This is a genomic window from Rhizobium phaseoli, from assembly GCF_010668805.1.
GTDB classification, from domain to species: domain Bacteria; phylum Pseudomonadota; class Alphaproteobacteria; order Rhizobiales; family Rhizobiaceae; genus Rhizobium; species Rhizobium phaseoli_A.
In genome coordinates this window covers 55083-72200 of sequence record NZ_WUFT01000004.1, presented here as the reverse complement: position 1 = coordinate 72200, position 17118 = coordinate 55083, and the positions used below count along the sequence as shown (strand labels likewise).

The 17118-nt window shown below is 60.6% G+C and carries 19 protein-coding genes; 7 read left to right on the top strand and 12 right to left on the bottom strand.

Annotation, left to right across the window (positions count from 1 at the left end):
• Positions 1-18: 18 nt before the first annotated feature.
• Genes ruvA through ruvC form a run of 4 tightly spaced genes read right to left on the bottom strand, consistent with a single transcriptional unit; the run spans position 19 to position 1878 of the window.
• A complete protein-coding gene (gene ruvA / locus GR197_RS07470; protein WP_164008096.1) occupies positions 19-633 on the bottom strand; it encodes a Holliday junction branch migration protein RuvA in 615 nt (204 codons plus the stop codon).
• A 13-nt stretch (positions 634-646) separates the two neighbouring features.
• Positions 647-1060, bottom strand: coding sequence for a type II toxin-antitoxin system VapC family toxin (locus GR197_RS07465; protein WP_164008094.1), 414 nt, complete (start codon positions 1058-1060; stop codon positions 647-649).
• The gene (locus tag GR197_RS07460; protein WP_164008092.1) at positions 1060-1311 is read right to left on the bottom strand and encodes an AbrB/MazE/SpoVT family DNA-binding domain-containing protein; all 252 of its coding nucleotides are present in this window, start codon (positions 1309-1311) and stop codon (positions 1060-1062) included. The genes GR197_RS07465 and GR197_RS07460 overlap by 1 nt, the downstream gene beginning before the upstream one ends.
• Before the next feature lie 57 nt (positions 1312-1368).
• Positions 1369-1878 (bottom strand): crossover junction endodeoxyribonuclease RuvC, encoded by a 510-nt coding sequence (gene ruvC / locus GR197_RS07455; RefSeq protein WP_064683343.1) that lies wholly within the window; start codon positions 1876-1878, stop codon positions 1369-1371.
• A gap of 243 nt (positions 1879-2121) precedes the next feature.
• On the opposite strand from ruvC, the gene GR197_RS07450 reads away from it, so the two are divergent.
• Both GR197_RS07450 and GR197_RS07445 read left to right on the top strand, forming a co-directional pair.
• The gene (locus GR197_RS07450; protein ID WP_164008090.1) at positions 2122-4437 is read left to right on the top strand and encodes a methyl-accepting chemotaxis protein; all 2316 of its coding nucleotides are present in this window, start codon (positions 2122-2124) and stop codon (positions 4435-4437) included.
• Positions 4438-4563: 126 nt separating this feature from the next.
• Positions 4564-5565, top strand: a complete 1002-nt coding sequence (locus GR197_RS07445; RefSeq protein ID WP_164008563.1) for an LLM class flavin-dependent oxidoreductase — start codon at positions 4564-4566, stop codon at positions 5563-5565.
• Between the two features lie 262 nt (positions 5566-5827).
• Here the strand turns inward: GR197_RS07445 and GR197_RS07440 are convergent, their stop codons facing one another.
• Positions 5828-6574 carry a YebC/PmpR family DNA-binding transcriptional regulator gene (locus GR197_RS07440; RefSeq protein WP_164008088.1) on the bottom strand — a complete coding sequence of 249 codons (747 nt, stop codon included), beginning with the start codon at positions 6572-6574 and terminating at the stop codon, positions 5828-5830.
• Positions 6575-6713: 139 nt separating this feature from the next.
• On the opposite strand from GR197_RS07440, the gene GR197_RS07435 reads away from it, so the two are divergent.
• A complete protein-coding gene (locus GR197_RS07435; protein WP_164008086.1) occupies positions 6714-7217 on the top strand; it encodes a pyridoxamine 5'-phosphate oxidase family protein in 504 nt (167 codons plus the stop codon).
• Between the two features lie 49 nt (positions 7218-7266).
• Here the strand turns inward: GR197_RS07435 and GR197_RS07430 are convergent, their stop codons facing one another.
• The 7 genes from GR197_RS07430 to GR197_RS07400 form a co-directional block, all read right to left on the bottom strand.
• Positions 7267-8112: an MBL fold metallo-hydrolase gene (locus GR197_RS07430; protein ID WP_164008084.1), complete on the bottom strand. Its 846-nt coding sequence runs from the start codon at positions 8110-8112 to the stop codon at positions 7267-7269.
• A gap of 156 nt (positions 8113-8268) precedes the next feature.
• Positions 8269-9093: a TIGR00282 family metallophosphoesterase gene (locus tag GR197_RS07425; protein WP_164008083.1), complete on the bottom strand. Its 825-nt coding sequence runs from the start codon at positions 9091-9093 to the stop codon at positions 8269-8271.
• A 3-nt stretch (positions 9094-9096) separates the two neighbouring features.
• Complete coding sequence (locus tag GR197_RS07420) at positions 9097-9684, bottom strand: 5-formyltetrahydrofolate cyclo-ligase (protein ID WP_164008081.1); 588 nt, start codon at positions 9682-9684, stop codon at positions 9097-9099.
• A gap of 116 nt (positions 9685-9800) precedes the next feature.
• Positions 9801-10499 carry a hypothetical protein gene (locus tag GR197_RS07415; RefSeq protein WP_164008079.1) on the bottom strand — a complete coding sequence of 233 codons (699 nt, stop codon included), beginning with the start codon at positions 10497-10499 and terminating at the stop codon, positions 9801-9803.
• 47 nt (positions 10500-10546) lie between these two features.
• Positions 10547-11464, bottom strand: coding sequence for an NAD-dependent epimerase/dehydratase family protein (locus tag GR197_RS07410; RefSeq protein WP_164008077.1), 918 nt, complete (start codon positions 11462-11464; stop codon positions 10547-10549).
• On the bottom strand, positions 11461-12285 hold the full coding sequence (locus GR197_RS07405; protein WP_164008561.1) for a glycosyltransferase: 825 nt from the start codon (positions 12283-12285) through the stop codon (positions 11461-11463). Before GR197_RS07405 ends, GR197_RS07410 begins: the two co-directional genes overlap by 4 nt.
• 184 nt (positions 12286-12469) lie before the next feature.
• Positions 12470-13690: an NAD-dependent epimerase/dehydratase family protein gene (locus GR197_RS07400; protein ID WP_164008075.1), complete on the bottom strand. Its 1221-nt coding sequence runs from the start codon at positions 13688-13690 to the stop codon at positions 12470-12472.
• Positions 13691-13853: 163 nt separating this feature from the next.
• On the opposite strand from GR197_RS07400, the gene ybgC reads away from it, so the two are divergent.
• The 4 genes from ybgC (at position 13854) to GR197_RS07380 (ending at position 17032) form a co-directional block, all read left to right on the top strand.
• Positions 13854-14309: a tol-pal system-associated acyl-CoA thioesterase gene (gene ybgC, locus GR197_RS07395; protein ID WP_164008073.1), complete on the top strand. Its 456-nt coding sequence runs from the start codon at positions 13854-13856 to the stop codon at positions 14307-14309.
• A 375-nt stretch (positions 14310-14684) separates the two neighbouring features.
• Positions 14685-15404: a protein TolQ gene (tolQ, locus tag GR197_RS07390; protein WP_003582115.1), complete on the top strand. Its 720-nt coding sequence runs from the start codon at positions 14685-14687 to the stop codon at positions 15402-15404.
• An 18-nt stretch (positions 15405-15422) separates the two neighbouring features.
• Positions 15423-15878, top strand: coding sequence for a protein TolR (tolR, locus tag GR197_RS07385; protein ID WP_164008071.1), 456 nt, complete (start codon positions 15423-15425; stop codon positions 15876-15878).
• Positions 15879-15886: 8 nt separating this feature from the next.
• Complete coding sequence (locus GR197_RS07380) at positions 15887-17032, top strand: hypothetical protein (protein ID WP_164008069.1); 1146 nt, start codon at positions 15887-15889, stop codon at positions 17030-17032.
• Positions 17033-17118: the final 86 nt, after the last annotated feature.

Sequence of the window (17118 nt, the reverse complement as noted above, 5' to 3'; positions counted from 1 at the left end):
TCATCGGTTTTCCTGGCTTCACCGCGCCAGTTCTTTCAAGCCCAACCTGATCAGCTTGGCGCTATCGGCGTCGTCGCCTGCCGTCTTCATCGCCGCCGCAATGGCATTTGCCGCCTGGTCTCTGCTGTAGCCGAGGTTCGTCAGTGCGGAAACCGCGTCGGCAACCGGTGCGGCCGCGACACCTTCGCCGAGTTCCTGTTTGAGCGCGATATTGATCGCTTCCCCGGCAAAGGCCGGCGCCCGGTTCTTGAGTTCGGTGACGAGGCGCATCGCCACTTTCGGGCCGACCCCCGGCGCGCGGGAGACGGCGGTGCGGTCCTGCAGGGCTATTGCGTTGGCCAGTTCGCCCGGCGTCAGGGTCGAAAGCACGGCAAGCGCCACCTTGGCGCCGACGCCCTGGACGCTCTGGAGCAGGTTGAACCATTCCCGCTCCAACGCGGTCATGAAGCCGAAGAGCTTCAATTGATCCTCGCGCACATAGGTCTCGATGAACAGCACACAGGCCTCGCCGGCCGAGCCGAGCTTGGACAGGGTGCGGGCCGAGCAATGGGCGACGTAGCAGACGCCGTGCACATCGACGAGCACATAGTCTTCGCCGATCTCGTCTATAGTGCCTTTCAGCTTGCCGATCATGGGGCGCGGTCTCTCAAGGGTGCGTTTCGGGCGTGATAAGTTCAACGGAGGGGAAATAAGACCGGTATCCGCCGGGATCGCGGGTCAAAATTCTATAGCCTCTGACTGCCGCATGGGCGCCGATGAGGAAGTCGGGCAATATCCGTTCGCGTCCTCCGCCGGCGCGACGGTAAAGCCGGAAGGCTTGAGCCGCGGCAAAAGCTGCCGGCCAAGGCAGGTTTTCGCGGCGAAATTCATCCTGCGGAAGCAGTTGCTCAACTTCATCCATATCGTCGTAGCGAACGGAAAATTCGGAATAGATGATCGGATTTATGAGGACCGGACCATCTCTGAAGACGTCAAGTATTTTCCGACGCGACCAACCGTGCCAATCCGAACCGGCCATAGCCAAATCGACAAGGATGTTTGTATCGACAAGCGTCGCCATCAGCGATCACGGGTCATCGACATGAGGTCTTCGGCATCGATCTCCTGATCGCCGGTTCCTTCGAGACGACGGATCGTTTGCAGGAAGCGGTCCAGCCGACCTCGATCCTCGATTTCTTGCTTGCCATTCTTCGGCGAGAGAACGAGCTTGCCGCCCTCGATCGAGAAGATGACCTCGCTGTTGGCTTCGATGCCGGCAAGCTCCCGGAGATCGCGAGGGATGGTGACCTGGCCTTTGGAGGTGACGCGCATCTTGTTGCTCCTTCAAAGTAAGAATTATCCTTACCGTCGGAACAAGTCAAGAACAGATTAGCCGGCCAATGCCTGCCGCATCCGGTTGCTGCCGCGATTATGCGCATGGCAGATGGCGATCGCCAGGGCGTCGGCGGCGTCATCGCCCTTGAATTCAACTTTCGGCATCAGGATTTTCAACATCATATGGATCTGGCGCTTTTCGCCATGACCGACGCCGATGACCGCCTTTTTCACGGCATTCGGAGCATATTCGGAGACCTGCAGTCCGGCGCGGGCCGGCACCAGCATGGCGATGCCGCGGGCCTGGCCAAGCTTCAGGGTCGCCACCGCATCCTTGTTGACGAAGGTCTGTTCGACGGCGGCTTCATCCGGCTTATATGCGTGGACGACCTCCGCCAGGCCGTCATGCAACTGGCAAAGGCGGGAGGCGAGATCCATGTCTCCATCGGAGGTCACGGTTCCGGAGGCCACAAACCGCAGGGAATTGCCCAGCGTGTCGATGATTCCCCAACCGGTGCGGCGAAGCCCGGGATCGATGCCGACGATGCGAATCGTGTTTTGCATGGTTCAACCTATAGCGACTGCGAAATAACTGCCATCGATATGTGAACAAAACAAAAACATTCTCGGATTTAAGCCGCTCCATTTACCGCGAATTAAAACAGATGCCTGAATTCTAGTCATCAAATACCAGAGGGGCATCTTTTTGCGAAGATTAAGCCCCCGATGTTCTGTTTAGAGGTCAGTCGATCAGGCATGCGCTGCCTGCTGAGGCTGGCAGGCGCGTTCAGAAGGGGTTCGTTGTACATGGCACAGAGATTTCAGTCCCTGTCCTTCAAGGTCATTGCCACATTCATTCTGCTGACCGTGCTGTCGATCGCCGTGATCGACGTGCTTGCCTATTTCGCCAGCAGCCGGATCTCCGACGAGCAAGCGCTGAAGGCCAAGGAAAGCGTGCTGATCTTTCGCGGCGACATGCTGCAGGACCAGCTGACGCAGCTTGAAAACCAGGCGAATTCCATTGCGCGCATCGAAGCGTTGCAGATGTCGATCACCAGCCTGAAGAGCGGCTGGAAGACGATCGAGAAGACTTCGGGCGATGCCCGCGCCGAATTGAAGAAGGTTTTCATTGCGGGCAATCCCAACCCGGCAGACCAGCGCGAGAAGCTGATGAAGCCAGAAGGACCGAGCGGCTTTTATTATTCGAACCACGAGAAGACGCAGGGCGAAGTTGCCCGCGATCTCGAGGATACCGACTTTAGCGATCTGCTGATTGCCGATCTCGACGGCACGGTACTCTATTCCTACAAGAAGCAAGACGATTTCGCCGAGAACCTGAAGTCGGACGCGTGGAAGACCACTGGCGCCGGTATCGCCTTCGCCAAGGCGATCGAGAATACCGCCAAGGCGACCGATGACGCCGCTCCGACAGGTTTTTCCGGTCTTCGCGTCGATACCGCCAGCGGCAAATCGGCGATCTTCTATGCCGTACCGATCATCAAACTCGGGGCAGCCAAGGGCATCATCCTCTTCAAGGTGCGCGACGACATCGTCACCGGTATCCTTGGCAAGGGCATCGTCCAGGGCAGCACGGCGCAGGCAGCTATCGTCTCCAGCGATGGCTCCGCCGTCGGTCTCGATGCGAGCGGCAAGCTTGCGACGCTCGATGCGGCTCCTTTCACCTTCATGAAGAATGCCCTTGCCAGTGCGGCGATGACGGTGGCCGACTTCAGCCGAGCGGACGGCACGGCCCGCGCCTATGTCGGCGGCATCGACTATCGCGGCGACCGCTTCCTCGTTGTCGAGAGCGTGCTTTTGAGCGAGCTTAATGCCGGCTCGATCGAAATCGCCACGCTGCTGACGATGATCGGCATCGGCGTGCTCGTCGTCATGGCGGTCGCGACCGGACTTGTCACCAATTTCCTGTTTTCGCCGCTTGCGCGGCTTGCCGGCATTACCCGAGATGTTGCCGACGGCAAGCTCGACAGCGAGATCGGCAGCCTGAACCGCAAGGACGAGATCGGCACGATGGCGAATGCGCTCGCCCGCTTCCGGCAGTCACTGATCGAAAGCCGCGAACTCGAAGCCGCCAGCGAGGAAACGCGCCTGCAGGCCGATCACGACCGCCAGAAGAACCTCGCCGAGCGCGAAGCCGAGGCGAAAAGCCTGCAGCATGTCGTCGAAGCGATCGATGACGGTCTGCATCATCTGGCGGCTGGCGATCTCGCCTACCAGATCGATACCCGTTTCCCGAACGAGCTCGAAAGCCTGCGCGTCAATTTCAACGAGGCGCTGGCGACGCTGAGTGAAACAATGACGGCCATCGGCGGTAACTCGATGGCGGTGCGCGCCGGCTCAGAGGAGATGCGCACCGGCGCCGACGAGCTTGCAGGGCGCACCGAGCGTCAGGCCGGTTCGATCACCGAGACGGCGAATGCGATCAGCGCCATCACCCAGTCCGTCCGCCGGCAGATCGAGCGAGCCGAACAGGCCGAGCGCATCGCCCGCGACGCCAAGAAGGAGACGACCGGCTCCGGCCAGATCATGCGCGAGACGATTGCAGCGATGGAGGCAATTCAGGCGTCTTCGCGTCAGATCAACACGATCATCTCGGTCATCGACGACATCGCTTTCCAGACCAACCTTTTGGCGCTCAATGCCGGTGTCGAGGCGGCGCGCGCCGGTGAATCGGGCAAGGGCTTCGCCGTCGTCGCCATGGAAGTGCGCGAGCTGGCACAGCGCTCATCGAGTGCGGCAAAGGAAATCTCCAGCCTGCTGCAGAAATCGACGCATGAAGTCGAAAGCGGCGTGGCGCTAGTGGAAAAGGCTGGCGTTGCGTTGACCGGCATCGGCGCCCATGTCGAGGCGATCAACGGACAGATCAACGAGATCATGGATGCGACCCGCGAGGAAGCCAATACGCTGCGCGAGATCAACAGTGCCGTCGCCGAACTCGACGCGATGACGCAGCAGAACGCGTCGATGGTCGAGGAGACGACGGCGGCGATCCACAGGCTGGCGACGGAAGCCCTGGAAATGGATCGCCAGCTTGGTAATTTCACGCTGCCGCACGCAAACCACCACCCAAGCGCCGAGGTGCATGTGCTGCGCCGTCACCGGTAAGCCGTGGCTTCTGAGAGCCGACACGGGGTCGCGCTCGCGCGGCCCTTTTGTTTGGGTGCATGGTTTGGAATGGCTGGGGCGGCAACCTACATAGACGGCATCGTTCAACTGCCCGGCAGGTTTCCCATGGTTCCCTTCTCCATACTCGACCTTTCCCCCGTTGCTGAAGGCAGCAGTATCCGCCAGTCTCTCGAGAGCTCGGCGCGGATGGCCGGGAAGGCCGAGCAACTCGGCTATAAGCGCTTTTGGCTCGCCGAGCATCACGGCATGCCGGGGATTGCCAGCGCCGCCACGGCCGTCGTCATCGGCCATGTCGGAGCCGCAACAACGCGCATCCGTATCGGCTCCGGCGGCATCATGCTGCCCAATCATTCGCCGCTCGTCATTGCCGAGCAGTTCGGCACGCTCGAGGCGCTCTTCCCCGGCCGCATCGATCTCGGCCTCGGGCGCGCGCCCGGAACGGACATGCGCACGGCACAGGCGCTGCGGCGCAATCTCGAGGCCGGTGCCAACAGTTTCCCGAACGACGTGGTGGAACTGCAGCAACTCCTCGATACGCCAGTCGAAAACCAGGCGATCCTTGCGGTTCCCGGCAATTCATCGCATATCCCGATCTGGCTGCTTGGCTCCAGCCTTTACAGTGCCCAGCTTGCCGCCATGCTCGGACTTCCCTATGCCTTCGCTTCGCATTTTGCGCCGGACATGCTGCTTGATGCGATTGCGATCTACCGCGACCGCTTCCAGCCGTCGGCAACGCTCGACAAACCTTATGTGATGGTCGGCGTCATGGGCGCGGTGGCTGTGACCGACGAAGAGGCGCGGTACCATTTCACCTCCGCTGAGCAGCAATTCGTCAACCTGCGCCGCAATGTCCGCGGCCCGTTCCCGCGCCCGTTGGCCGATATGGAAAATTTCTGGTCGCCGATGGAGAAGATGAACGTCGAACACACGCTGCGTTACGCCGTGGTCGGATCGCCGACGACGGCGGAGGCGAAACTGACGGAGTTTCTCAAGGAAACGCAGGCCGACGAGGTGATTATCTCGATGCCGATCCACGACATCGAAGCGCGGTTGACGTCGGTGGAACTGTTTGCGGGCTTGGGAAATTTCATGCGGGCGGCCGCGTAGGGGCAGCGAGCGCCTTAAAAGCGGAACATCCTATGCGAGGAGGAGGCTACCTGTCAGAAAAGCCGGGCGTTACAGCCAGGTTCAGACTGCTGGCAAAGGCGGCCAACACCTCTTTCGTCATGCTCGGGCTTGTCCCGAGCATCTGCCGTGGCTGCAGCAGATCCTCGGTACAAGGCCTGGGATGACGGCGAGTAAAGAGCAAGGTTTGTCAACAAACCGAACCCGGCACCGCGGCCGGGTTTTCTATCGGGATGTCTGAAACTCAGGCCGAGAGTTTCGCCAGCACTTCTTCCGAGACCTCGAAGTTTGAATAGACGTTCTGCACGTCGTCATCGTCTTCCAGGCTGTCGATGAGCTTCATCAGCGACTGGGCCTTTTCCTCGTCCACTGGCACATTGTTCTGGGCGCGCCAGACGGCTTTGACAGTTTCGGCGTCGCCGAGGCTCGTTTCCAGCGCTTTTGCCACCTCTCCGAGGGCTTCGAAGCCGCAGGTAATGTAGTGGCCGTCTTCGTCGGTCTCGACATCGTCGGCGCCGGCTTCGATCGCGGCTTCCATCACCTTGTCGGCATCGCCGACGGCAAGCTTGTAGGTGATTTCGCCGACATGGTCGAAGGAGAAGGAAACGGAACCGGTTTCGCCAAGCGCTCCGCCAGCCTTGGTGAAGATCGAGCGGACGTTGGAGGCGGTGCGGTTGCGGTTGTCGGTCAGGGCTTCGACGATGATCGCCGTGCCGCCGGGGCCATAACCCTCATAGCGGACCTCATCGTAGTTCTCGCCGTCGGCGCCGGCTGCCTTCTTGATGGCGCGGTCGATATTGTCCTTCGGCATGGACTGGGCCTTGGCGTTCTGGATCGCCAGGCGAAGGCGGGCGTTCATCGTCGGGTCGGGCAGGCCGGCCTTGGCCGCAACGGTGATTTCGCGTGCAAGCTTGGAGAACATTTTCGACCGCACGGAATCCTGACGACCCTTGCGGTGCATGATGTTTTTAAACTGTGAATGGCCAGCCATGGCACCCCTATCCACGTCATATTGTTCGGAATGGGCCGCCTTATAAGAGCGAAACGGTACCCGTTCAAGGAAAAAGCAGTTTGGAACAAAGGCGGGGGGATGACGTTTCAAGAACTCCATCCAACGGAAAGGAACGGTCATGGCAAGTCTCAGCGATGCGCAGGAACAGCCAGCACGTCAGCTCTGGGATCAGGTCAACGATGTTCATGCCGGCATGCTCGGGATTTCCGGGCTGGACATGCACATGCAGCCGATGGCGCCGCATGCCGATCCCACCACCAACACCATTTGGTTCTATACCAAGACCGATGCCGACATCGTGCGCGCCATAAAGCCCGGCAGCCGCGCGCATTTCTGCGTCATCGGCAAGGATCACGACTATCACGCCTGTCTTGCCGGTGTGATCGACGTGCGTCCTGACCCTTCCAAGATCGAGGAGTATTGGAGTTCAGTCGTCGCGGCCTGGTATGATGGCGGCAAGAAAGACCCCAAGCTCACCATGCTTTCTCTCCATGTCGACGATGCCGAGATCTGGGTTTCCACAGGCAACAAGCTGAAATTCGGCTGGGAGATCGCCAAGGCCAATCTTGACGACGACAAGATGCCGGATGTCGGCATCAAGCGCCATCTGCAGTTCGCTTGATGTTTTGAAGAGCGTCGCTTTAGGCCCGGGGAGGAAATCGCCGGGCTTTTTACTGCACACCCTTCAGGACATAGATCAACGGCTTGTTCGGCAGAGTGCGCATGGAGACGGTGATACTGTCATCGGGCGCATTGACGACGTCGAAATCCTTGCCGAACATCGAGACGAAGGCTTCGACCGGCGGGCCGCGCCGGTGCATCGGCAGAATCAACGACGAGCGCAGCCGCTTGATGACGCGGCTCATGCTGTCGGCGCCCATAGTCAGGCCACCATCGACCGGGACCATGACGATATCGAGGCGGCCGATCTCGGTGTAATGGGCATCCGTCAGCTCGTAGTGCAGGTGGCCGAGATGGCCGATGCAGAGACCGGCAATTTCGAAGATGAAGATGGAATTGCCGTTTTCCTGCGAGCCGCCAAGGCCATAGCTGAAGCGGATATCCGTCGGGACGTTGCGGATATAGGCATCGCCAATGACGAGATTGATGTTGGCCTTCTCGCCCGGAACATCGCTCCACCCATGCAGCACATGCTTGATGCCGGGATCGGGCGTCAGGGTGAAGTGGGTCGGGTGGGCCTTGTTCATGGTCACGACATCGGGTGTCGTCGCAGGCCTGTACCAGCCATTGTAGTCCGTCGCGATGACGATGCCGCCGGGCGTTTCGATCTCGAAGGTGGAATGGCCGAGGAAGGTGAATTTGACGTCTTCGCCCTCGGAGACGGCAGGTGTCGGCGGTGCGGCGCCGGAAAAACTTGCGAAGGTTGCCTGTGGGACATTCAGTGCGATCGCCTGACAGTGGCTGACGGGCGCTCGTTCATCCTGTGCCCCGGCAGGCGCTGGCGCGGCGGAGGCCGCAAGGCATGCGATAGCGAGGACAAGATATTGCGGCTTCATGCAACCCCTCCGGCGCTGTCACCGAGAGCGCCGCGCGTCCGAAGGGCGCGCCAAGGACGCTCGATCACTTTGAATAGGCGGCCCGAGGATGCGACATGAGGTCGCGGTGGTCCAGACTAAGGATGCTCACAATTGCGTGTTGATGTGCGCGATGGCTTACCGCCAGAACTCCGGCACCGTCTCGGCCAGCCGCGGCCCGAGCCGAAGCGGGGCAATCTTTTCGGCCAGGCCGGTTCTATCGGAAATCTCCACGCCGACGCCGCAGATCGTCGCCGGGCCGTTCGCGGCTTCCATGCGGCCCTTCGGCATCTTGGAGATGAAGCGGTTGAGCGGCTCTTCCTTATCCATGCCGAGGGAGGAGTCGTAGTCGCCGCACATGCCGGCATCCGACATATAGGCAGTTCCGCCGTTCAGGATCTGTGTGTCGGCGGTCGGCACATGCGTGTGGGTGCCGACGACGAAACTGGCGCGGCCGTCGACGAAATGGCCGAAGCATTGCTTCTCGCTGGTCGCCTCCGCATGGAAATCGAAGATGATCGCATCGGCCTGCTCCTTCAGCGGGCAGGCGGCGAGGATCACTTCCGCCGATTTGAACGGGTCGTCGAGTTCCGGATGCATGAAGACCCGGCCCATGACGTTGGCGACGAGCACGCGCGCGCCATTCCTGGCATAGAACAGGCCGGAGCCGCGGCCGGGCGTGCCTTGCGGATAGTTGGCCGGCCGCAGAAATTGATCGTGCCGCCCGGCAAAGGCCACAGCTTCCTTCTGGTCCCAAACGTGATTGCCCGTCGTCACCACATCGGCGCCGGCATTGATCGTCTCCAGAAAGATATCCTCGGTGATGCCGAAGCCGCCGGCGGCATTCTCGCCGTTGACGACGACGAAATCGAGCTTGAGGTCGGAGATCAGGCCGGGTAGGCGCTCCCAGACCGCCGTGCGTCCCGTCTTGCCGACCATGTCACCCAAAAAAAGCAGCCGCATTCCCTATCCAATCCAAGAGGCAAAAAAGCGAAGGCCGCTTTCTGTCAGGATGGCATCCAGGCTTATGTCGTGCGGCTCAGCGGGCACATGTGCCACTTCCTGGCAGTCGAATGCAATGCCGATCAGCTTCGGATGCAGGCCTTTTTGCCTCAGCCGGCTGATGGCGCGGTCATAGTGGCCGGCGCCATAGCCGATGCGGTGGCCGCGGGCATCGAAGGCGGAAAGCGGTACCAGCATGATTTCCGGGTCAAGAATGGCGGCATCGGCGCCAGGGCCGACCGTGCCGAAACCGGTATCGACAAGCGGCGCACCCTCCGCCAGCTCGCGAAAGACGATGGTCTGCCGATCGAGGATCGCCGGCACGCAGAGGCGCGCACCGCGCACGGCAAAGCGCGCCATCAGCGGCCTGAGATCCGCTTCCGAACGGATGGGCAGGAAGCCGGAGACAATCGTGCCCAGCGCAAAACCAACCGCTTCGCCTGCATGTTCAGCCATTGCGAGACTTTTGGAGGCGCGTTTCTCGCCGGGGATGGCGTCGCGTGCGGACAGCCGTTCGTTACGCAGCTGTGCTTTCAGTTCTTTCGCGGTCATTCGATCTACCGGTATGAGGGTTTGACCGAGCATAGACGCCTGGATGTCCGATGCAAATGCCGGATGCGACAGTGCTGCGCCCGTTTCACGCCCTGTCGGCGGGATGCGGCCGGGGGTCAGATGACGACGCTTGTCGGTATTGTCGGGGTGCCGGTGGATAAGCCTGCCATATCAGGAACGGCGTTGGCACCGTAATGCGGGTTCTGCTGCCGCAGGTCATGCATCGCCTTTTCGAGCAATTGCTTGAGTTCGCGCACGACCGCCTTGAACGCTTCCATCGTTTCTCGGTCATCGGACGAGATGCCCGAGGATTTTGGCGCGTCCTCGGCTGTGCTCTGATAGGCCTCGCGGGCCTGGGCGGCGTCGACCGGTTCCTGCGATCCGGCCGCGGTTTTTTCTGAGGCATCCGTCAGTGCAACCTCAGTCCCGCTCGTCGCGGCGGCCGTTGCATCCGTGGTTGCGTCCACCGGAGCGACTGCTGCCGGGCTGCCGGTCGCGGCTGATGATGCGAATTCAGAAGCGGCGGTGCCGACCTTGCGCGCCAGTTCGGCGGCCAGCCGGGCGACTACCTCGGGCGGCATGTTGGAGTTCTTCAGCATTTCCAGCTGCTGCTTCGCCTCGTCGAGCTTGCGTTGCGCCTTCGTCTTGGCTTCTTCTTCGGAATTCGCCAAGGTCTGCCGCATCTGCTGCAGCGTCTGGGTGCTGCGCTGCAGCTTCAGCACTCCCTGATCGGTCTCGTTTCCGGCGGCAGACATTGCTGCAGCAGAAGGTTTGCCGCGCAAGATGATGGAGGCAGACGTAGTTGCGACCTGCATGAACAATCCCCCGACAGCCCGATAGCAATTCGGCGCATCCTGCAACGTCAGACTTGCGTGGACCTGTGTTCTGGGGCTGCCGTCAGAGCCGCGGCGAGCCGTTGCATCGTTTCTTCAAACAGCGTCGCTCCGCCCGGCAACCAGCCGAGCGCGCGGATTTTCTCCGTGCTCATGGGATTGAGCGCCACCCTGTCGGCGGGGGCCGGCAGCGCGTGCCGACAGCCGGTCACGCGCCGGATAGGCGAAAGAATATCGCGCGTCTCTACTGATATGTCCGAGACGTTGAAGACCTCGCCGGAGATGCGGGTGCTTTCCGTCTCCAGCATCAGCCGCACCGCACGCCCGAGGTCGCGGCCGTGAACTTCCGTTCCTGCGCGCGAAACAACCGGCCGGCCGGCGAGGTAATCGGCGATGAGGCCGTCCCATTTGTTCGGCGAGAGATCGCCGTAGATGCCTGTCGCCCTCAGGCTCACGCCGGCAAAACCCGGCGTGGAGAGGTGGGCAAGCGCGCGTTCGGCATCAAGCTTGACCTGGCCGTAGAGTGTTTCGGGCTTGGCCAGCATCGTTTCCGTAAGCTCGGTTCCTTCGGGATGGTCGCCATAGGCGGCGCGGCTGGACAGGAAGATGCAGCGGCGTGTACCGGCGCGTTTGGCAGCTTCGAAAAGCCGGACGGTGCCATCAAGGTTCAGCCTGTGGAAACTCTTCGGATCGTCGCCCTCGCCGCCGCGATATTTGCCCGTGATATGGCTGAAGGCGGCGTGGACGAAGAAATAGGCATCGTCGAAGACGTCGATTTGATCCTTGTTGGGATCGAGCGAAAGCGCCGCGAACTCGACCGGGCGGGAGAAGAGGCGGGGCAGCGGCGCACGGCGCCCGCCGACGATCACCTGATATCCGGCAGCCAGCAGTTCCTCGACAACATACCGGCCGACGAGACCCGTTCCGCCAGATACCAGTACCTTCATGCTGCCCCTTCCGGATTATCCAGCGCCGTGATCTCCGGCACATCGCCGTCATCGTGGAAACGGTGCCACAAATCGATCAAGGGTTGTAGTCGCGCTGCCTTGGGATGATCCTTTTCCCACGGTTTTTCATATTGGTAATGCATGATCGAAATGCTCTTCCAGTCCCAAAGCTCGGGCATGGTGAACCATACATATTGCAGCATGTTGAAATAAACCGGCAGGCCGTGCCAATCCGGGAAGAAAGTCTCGAGAAACGTCTGATCGGTGCGCTGCCAGAAAACGTCTGCCGTGTCGAGCTTTTCGAGCATGTGCCGGAATGTGTCATGCGACGGCGTGGCGACGAAGACGCCGGAATTCATGCGGCGAAAGTCGGCGAGGTTTTCATAGACATTCGGGGCGGCGGAGAATTCCGGATAGAGGAAGAGCCTGTCGACGTTCTTCAGCACGAGGGCATCGGCGTCGATGAAGACGCAGCGCTCATATTCGACAAGCTGCCACAGCCTGAGCTTGCAGAAATTGTCGAGCGGCGAATGAAAATCCGGCTTGCGGCCCTTGGTGAAGGGAGCTGCCGAATGGAGTTGGCCGCGGGCGTGGCGCTCGTTGAAGGCAGCTGACAGCGGCAAATGCTCGACCTGGATCAGGCGGCAGCCGAGGGTCGTGAGCGGGGCGAGCGCGGCTGTATCGATACCGCCGGTGTGGAGGATGACGATGTCGGCGGTGGTGCCGGTGCGCCTCAGGGAGTGGACGAGGGCGGTCGCACCCATGGCGTAGTCGGCATTGGTGACGAGTGTGACGTATGCGAGGTTCGGGGTAGAGATCATCCGCGCCGGTCGCTTCCACACCTACCCTCATTCCTGTGCTTGTCACAGGAATCCAGCCACGGCGCGTCCGCGCCGTGAATGACCCTCCTGCGCCCAAAGACTTGGGCGCGCTGGATTCCTGTGACAAGAACAGGAATGAGGGGGAGATCGTTGGGCTGGCGGCGATTCAACAACAAACCCTCGCTCATGACACCGACTTCAGCCGCTTGCCTTCCGGATCGTGGTTGATCGTTGCGGCGATGTCCTTAGTCCAGGCGGAGACGGCCGGCACGCGCGAGCGGTCGACGCGATAAGCGAATTTCTTCGCGACATCGACGATCTCGCCGAGCAGGCCCGCTTCCAGCGTGATTGGTTCGAGGCCGAGATCACGGAATTTTTCGTTCCGGACGATCAGCTCGTTCTCGGCGGCTTCCTTGCGCGGGTTCGGCAGCCAGGCGATGTCGGCGCCGCTTATCCCCGCGATCATCTCTGCGAGGTCGCGCACCCGGTGGGTTTCCGTCATCTGGTTGAAGATGTCGACGCGCGCGCCGCGGGCGGGCGGATTCTTGAGCGCCAGCTCGATGCAGCGCACCGAATCCTGGATGTGGATGAAGGCGCGGGTCTGGCCGCCGGTGCCGTGTACCGTCAAGGGATAGCCGATCGCCGCCTGGATCAGGAAGCGGTTCAGCACCGTGCCATAATCGCCGTCGTAATCGAAACGGTTGATCAGCTGCGCATGGCGGCGCGTCTGTTCGGTATGCGTGCCCCAGACGATGCCCTGGTGCAGGTCGGTGATCCTCAAACCGTCGTTCTTGGCGTAGAACTGGAAGAGAAGCTGATCCAGGCACTTGGTCATGTGGTAGATCGAGCCGGGATTGGAGGGATAGAGGATCTCCTGGCTCACCGTCTCGCCGCCTGGAGTTTCGATGCCGACCGGCAGGTAGCCCTCTGGGATGGCAGCGCCGACCGTCGAATAGCCGTAGACGCCCATGGTGCCGAGATGGATGAGATGGGTATCGAGATTGAGTTCGGTCAGCGCGTTCAGCAGGTTGTGCGTGGCGCTGACGTTGTTATTAACCGTGTAGTTCTTATGGCGGTCGCTCTTCATCGAATAGGGTGCGGCCCGCTGCTCGGCGAAATGGATGACGGCATCCGGGCGGTGTTCGGAAAGCCAGTTCTTCAGCAGTTCGTAGTCCTTGGCGAGATCGATCAGATTGAAGTGGATGCGGCGTCCGGTTTCGGCATGCCAAATGCGGGTGCGCTCCTGGATCGAGTCCATCGGTGTCAGTGACTGAACGCCAAGCTCCGTGTCGATCCAGCGGCGTGAGAGATTGTCGAGGATATGAATGTCATGCCCGGCATCGGAGAGATGCAGCGACGTTGGCCAACCAATGAAACCGTCTCCGCCCATAACCGCAATCTTCATCACATCGTCTCCTGATCAGTCGCTCAATATCGGGAATAGTTAGGAATTATGACAATCATTCAATGCCTACCAGCTGGGCATTCAATGCCTACCTGCCGGTCATTCAATGCTTGCCTGTGGGCAAGCGTTGCGCCAAAGAGGGCACCGCAGTTTGGAGAAAATTATGACGGAGCGCCCTTTTTCCATTTCGGGAGAGCTGACGGAGGCCGGGCACCGCCTCGTCCAACGGGTCTACTATGAGGATACCGACTTCTCCGGTCTGGTCTACCACGCCCGCTACCTGCATTTCCTCGAGCGCGGCCGCACCGATTATCTGCGTTGCCTCGGCGTCGAGCAGCGCGAGCTCGTCAGCGCTGACGAGGAGGGCCTCGTCTTCGTCGTCCACCGCATGGAGATCGACTTCAAAAGCCCGGCGCGCATGGACGATGTGCTGACGATCCTGACGCACACGGAAAAGGCCGGCGGGGCCAAGATGGTGCTCAATCAGCAGATCCAATCGGGCGAGACGCTGCTGATATCAGCCAAGGTGATCATCGCCGTCATCAGCGCCAAGGGGCGGCCGCGGCGGCTGCCGGAAACGTTGGCGGCGAAATTCCTGGAAGGCAGTACGCCGCTATAGGCGCGAATCGCACGGAATTCAGGCTTGTCAAAACCTGAGCTTTATGTGAAGGAATTCCGGCGCCGCAGGATGAGCGTTCTTTCGGCAGCCGGATCTTGCTCCGGTCAAGTAATCCATCGAACGAAATCTTCCAAACACAGGCTTACCGTCACAGTCCGGCACTAACGATCTATTAACCATAATAGTGTCTTACTGGGAAAGTCGGAGTTTGTGCGGTGCACGCCTTCCTTTGACCAAATTTGACGGCAAGAAGGCGGAAGATGAGCTTGGAAGTTTGACCAGGGCTTTGGGCGGCGGCCGCCGGACACTTCTTGCGAGATCACTTTGTGCCGCCCGGTCCAGCACCGGGCGTTTGGATTCGGGGATTTTGGATCAATGGAACAAGTAGGATTGGCAGCAGCAACGACGGACGTCAGCCTCTGGTCGCTTTTCATGCAGGCCGGCATCGTCGTCAAGCTGGTTATGCTCGGACTTATCGCGGCTTCGGTGTGGACCTGGGCGATCGTCATCGACAAATACCTGGCCTATGGCCGCGCACGGCGCCAGTTCGACAAGTTCGAGCAGGTGTTCTGGTCGGGCCAGTCGCTGGAAGAGCTCTACCGCTCGCTGTCGGAACGCAACAATACCGGGCTGGCGGCGATCTTCGTGGCCGCCATGCGCGAATGGAAAAAATCCTTCGAGCGCGGCGCCCGTTCGCCGATCGGCCTGCAGATGCGTATCGACCGGGCAATGGACGTGACGCTGTCACGCGAATCGGAATTTCTCGGCGCCCGTCTCGGGTCGCTGGCAACAATCGGTTCGGCCGGTCCGTTCATCGGTCTCTTCGGCACGGTCGTCGGTATCATGACCTCGTTCCAGGCGATTGCCGGTTCGAAGTCGACCAACCTCGCGGTCGTCGCGCCCGGTATCGCCGAAGCGCTGCTTGCGACCGCCATCGGTCTCGTCGCGGCTATTCCGGCGGTTATCGCCTACAACAAGTTCTCTGCCGATGCCGGCAAGCTCTCGGGCCGCATGGAAGGTTTCGCGGATGAATTCTCCGCCATACTTTCGCGCCAGATCGACGAGAAGCTGCAGCCGCGCGCTGCAGCTCAGTAACCAACGGAGTATACTGACATGGGTATGGCTGTTGGAGGCAATGACGGCGGGGGCGGCAGACGTCGCCGTCGCGGCGGTCGGAACAGGGCCGTGATTTCCGAAATCAACGTGACGCCGCTCGTCGACGTCATGCTCGTGCTTTTGATCATCTTCATGGTCGCGGCACCGATGATGACTGTCGGCGTGCCGATCGACCTGCCGGAAACGCAGGCCAAGGCGCTGAATTCCGAGACGCAGCCGATTACCATCTCCGTCAAGAACGACGGTGAAGTGTTCCTGCAGGAAACGCCGATCCCGGCCGCCGAGATTGCCGCCAAGCTCGAGGCGATTGCCACCACCGGCTATAACGAACGTATCTTCGTGCGCGGCGACGCGACGGCGCCCTACGGCGTCATCGCCGACGTCATGGCCCGTATTCAGGGCGCAGGCTTCAAGAATATCGGCCTCGTGACGCAGCAGAAGAAGGACCAATAGCGTTCAAGATGAAGACCAGCGTCGTCACATCTGCTGTTCTGCACTGCCTGGTACTCACCTGGGCGATGGTGTCGCTCAGCGCGCCGGAATCCTTCAAGGTGGAGGATTTCGAGGCGATGCCGGTCGATCTGGTGCCGGTGGAGTCCATTACCCAGATGCAGCAGGGCGACAAGAAGGCTCCGAAGAAGGAGACTTCCGCACCCGTGCCGACGACGCGGCCGCCGATCGCGCAGCCGGCCGAGAACGCCGGCGACAACAATGTCGATCTGAAGACGCCGCCCGTTCCGAACGCCAAGCCCAGCAATAGCGAGGCCGCCGCGGCAAATTCCAGCGACAAGCCGCTGCCGAAGATCGATCCTAAGCCGAATGACGTCAAGGACATCGTCAAGGAGGAAACTGAGGTCGAGCAGCCGAAGGAGGTCGCTTCCATTCCGCCGCCGAAGCCTGTCGAAGTGACACCGCCGAAGCCCGAGGAAAAACCGCCGGAAGAACAGGCCAAGCCGGAGGAGCCGCCGAAGCCCGATGCCGAGGCGCTGCCGGACAATGTGCCGACGCCTGTCGCCAAGCCGCAGGTGAAGCCGCCGGAACCGCAGAAGCCTGCCGAAAAGCCGCCGGAAAAGACCCCGGATCAGCCGAAGACCGCGGACACGCCGACCGACAAAAAGAAGGCGGACAAAAAGCAAGAAACGGCGAAGTCCGCTTCATCGATGAAAAGCGATTTCAATGCCGACCAGATTTCGATCTTGCTGAACAAGACCGATCCTTCTGCCGGGGGCGCCAAGCGCTCGACGCAGGAAGCATCGCTAGGCGCGAAAAAGAGCAACGGCGGCTCGAAACTCAGCCAGAGCGAAGAAGATGCAATGCGCAGCTTGATCGAGGGCAATTGGCTTGTCACGCCCGGAATGGAAGGCCTTTCCGGCTTGGTCGTCACGGTGCATTTCAAGCTGGGCAGAGACGGCAACATCATCGGTGAGCCGGAGATAGAATCGTCTGGTGGGAGCAGCAGCGATTCGACGCGTCGTGCGCTGGAAAGCGCTGCTTACCGTGCCGTGATGAAATCGGCTCCCTCGTTTTCTTCGACTCTTCCGATGGACAAATATGAAGCTTGGAATGAGGTCGTTCTTAACTTCGATGCGAGCAGCCTGGGAATCTAGATGCCTAGGAGCCGAGCTTCCAAAGATAAATACAATGCTCGGAAGGAAGTCATCTTGAACTGTCCTACTAGCAAACTGAATTCATG

Coding starts and splice junctions, on each gene's coding strand:
- tolR (WP_164008071.1), top strand. CDS start 15,423: ATGGGTATGGCTGTTGGAGGCAATGACGGCGGGGGCGGCAGACGTCGC.
- GR197_RS07440 (WP_164008088.1), bottom strand. CDS start 6,574: ATGGCTGGCCATTCACAGTTTAAAAACATCATGCACCGCAAGGGTCGT.
- GR197_RS07445 (WP_164008563.1), top strand. CDS start 4,564: ATGGTTCCCTTCTCCATACTCGACCTTTCCCCCGTTGCTGAAGGCAGC.
- ybgC (WP_164008073.1), top strand. CDS start 13,854: ATGACGGAGCGCCCTTTTTCCATTTCGGGAGAGCTGACGGAGGCCGGG.
- GR197_RS07420 (WP_164008081.1), bottom strand. CDS start 9,684: ATGACCGCGAAAGAACTGAAAGCACAGCTGCGTAACGAACGGCTGTCC.
- ruvC (WP_064683343.1), bottom strand. CDS start 1,878: ATGCAAAACACGATTCGCATCGTCGGCATCGATCCCGGGCTTCGCCGC.
- GR197_RS07410 (WP_164008077.1), bottom strand. CDS start 11,464: ATGAAGGTACTGGTATCTGGCGGAACGGGTCTCGTCGGCCGGTATGTT.
- GR197_RS07430 (WP_164008084.1), bottom strand. CDS start 8,112: ATGAAGCCGCAATATCTTGTCCTCGCTATCGCATGCCTTGCGGCCTCC.
- GR197_RS07380 (WP_164008069.1), top strand. CDS start 15,887: ATGAAGACCAGCGTCGTCACATCTGCTGTTCTGCACTGCCTGGTACTC.
- GR197_RS07400 (WP_164008075.1), bottom strand. CDS start 13,690: ATGAAGATTGCGGTTATGGGCGGAGACGGTTTCATTGGTTGGCCAACG.
- ruvA (WP_164008096.1), bottom strand. CDS start 633: ATGATCGGCAAGCTGAAAGGCACTATAGACGAGATCGGCGAAGACTAT.
- GR197_RS07465 (WP_164008094.1), bottom strand. CDS start 1,060: ATGGCGACGCTTGTCGATACAAACATCCTTGTCGATTTGGCTATGGCC.
- GR197_RS07460 (WP_164008092.1), bottom strand. CDS start 1,311: ATGCGCGTCACCTCCAAAGGCCAGGTCACCATCCCTCGCGATCTCCGG.
- GR197_RS07450 (WP_164008090.1), top strand. CDS start 2,122: ATGGCACAGAGATTTCAGTCCCTGTCCTTCAAGGTCATTGCCACATTC.
- GR197_RS07425 (WP_164008083.1), bottom strand. CDS start 9,093: ATGCGGCTGCTTTTTTTGGGTGACATGGTCGGCAAGACGGGACGCACG.
- tolQ (WP_003582115.1), top strand. CDS start 14,685: ATGGAACAAGTAGGATTGGCAGCAGCAACGACGGACGTCAGCCTCTGG.
- GR197_RS07405 (WP_164008561.1), bottom strand. CDS start 12,285: ATGATCTCTACCCCGAACCTCGCATACGTCACACTCGTCACCAATGCC.
- GR197_RS07415 (WP_164008079.1), bottom strand. CDS start 10,499: ATGCAGGTCGCAACTACGTCTGCCTCCATCATCTTGCGCGGCAAACCT.
- GR197_RS07435 (WP_164008086.1), top strand. CDS start 6,714: ATGGCAAGTCTCAGCGATGCGCAGGAACAGCCAGCACGTCAGCTCTGG.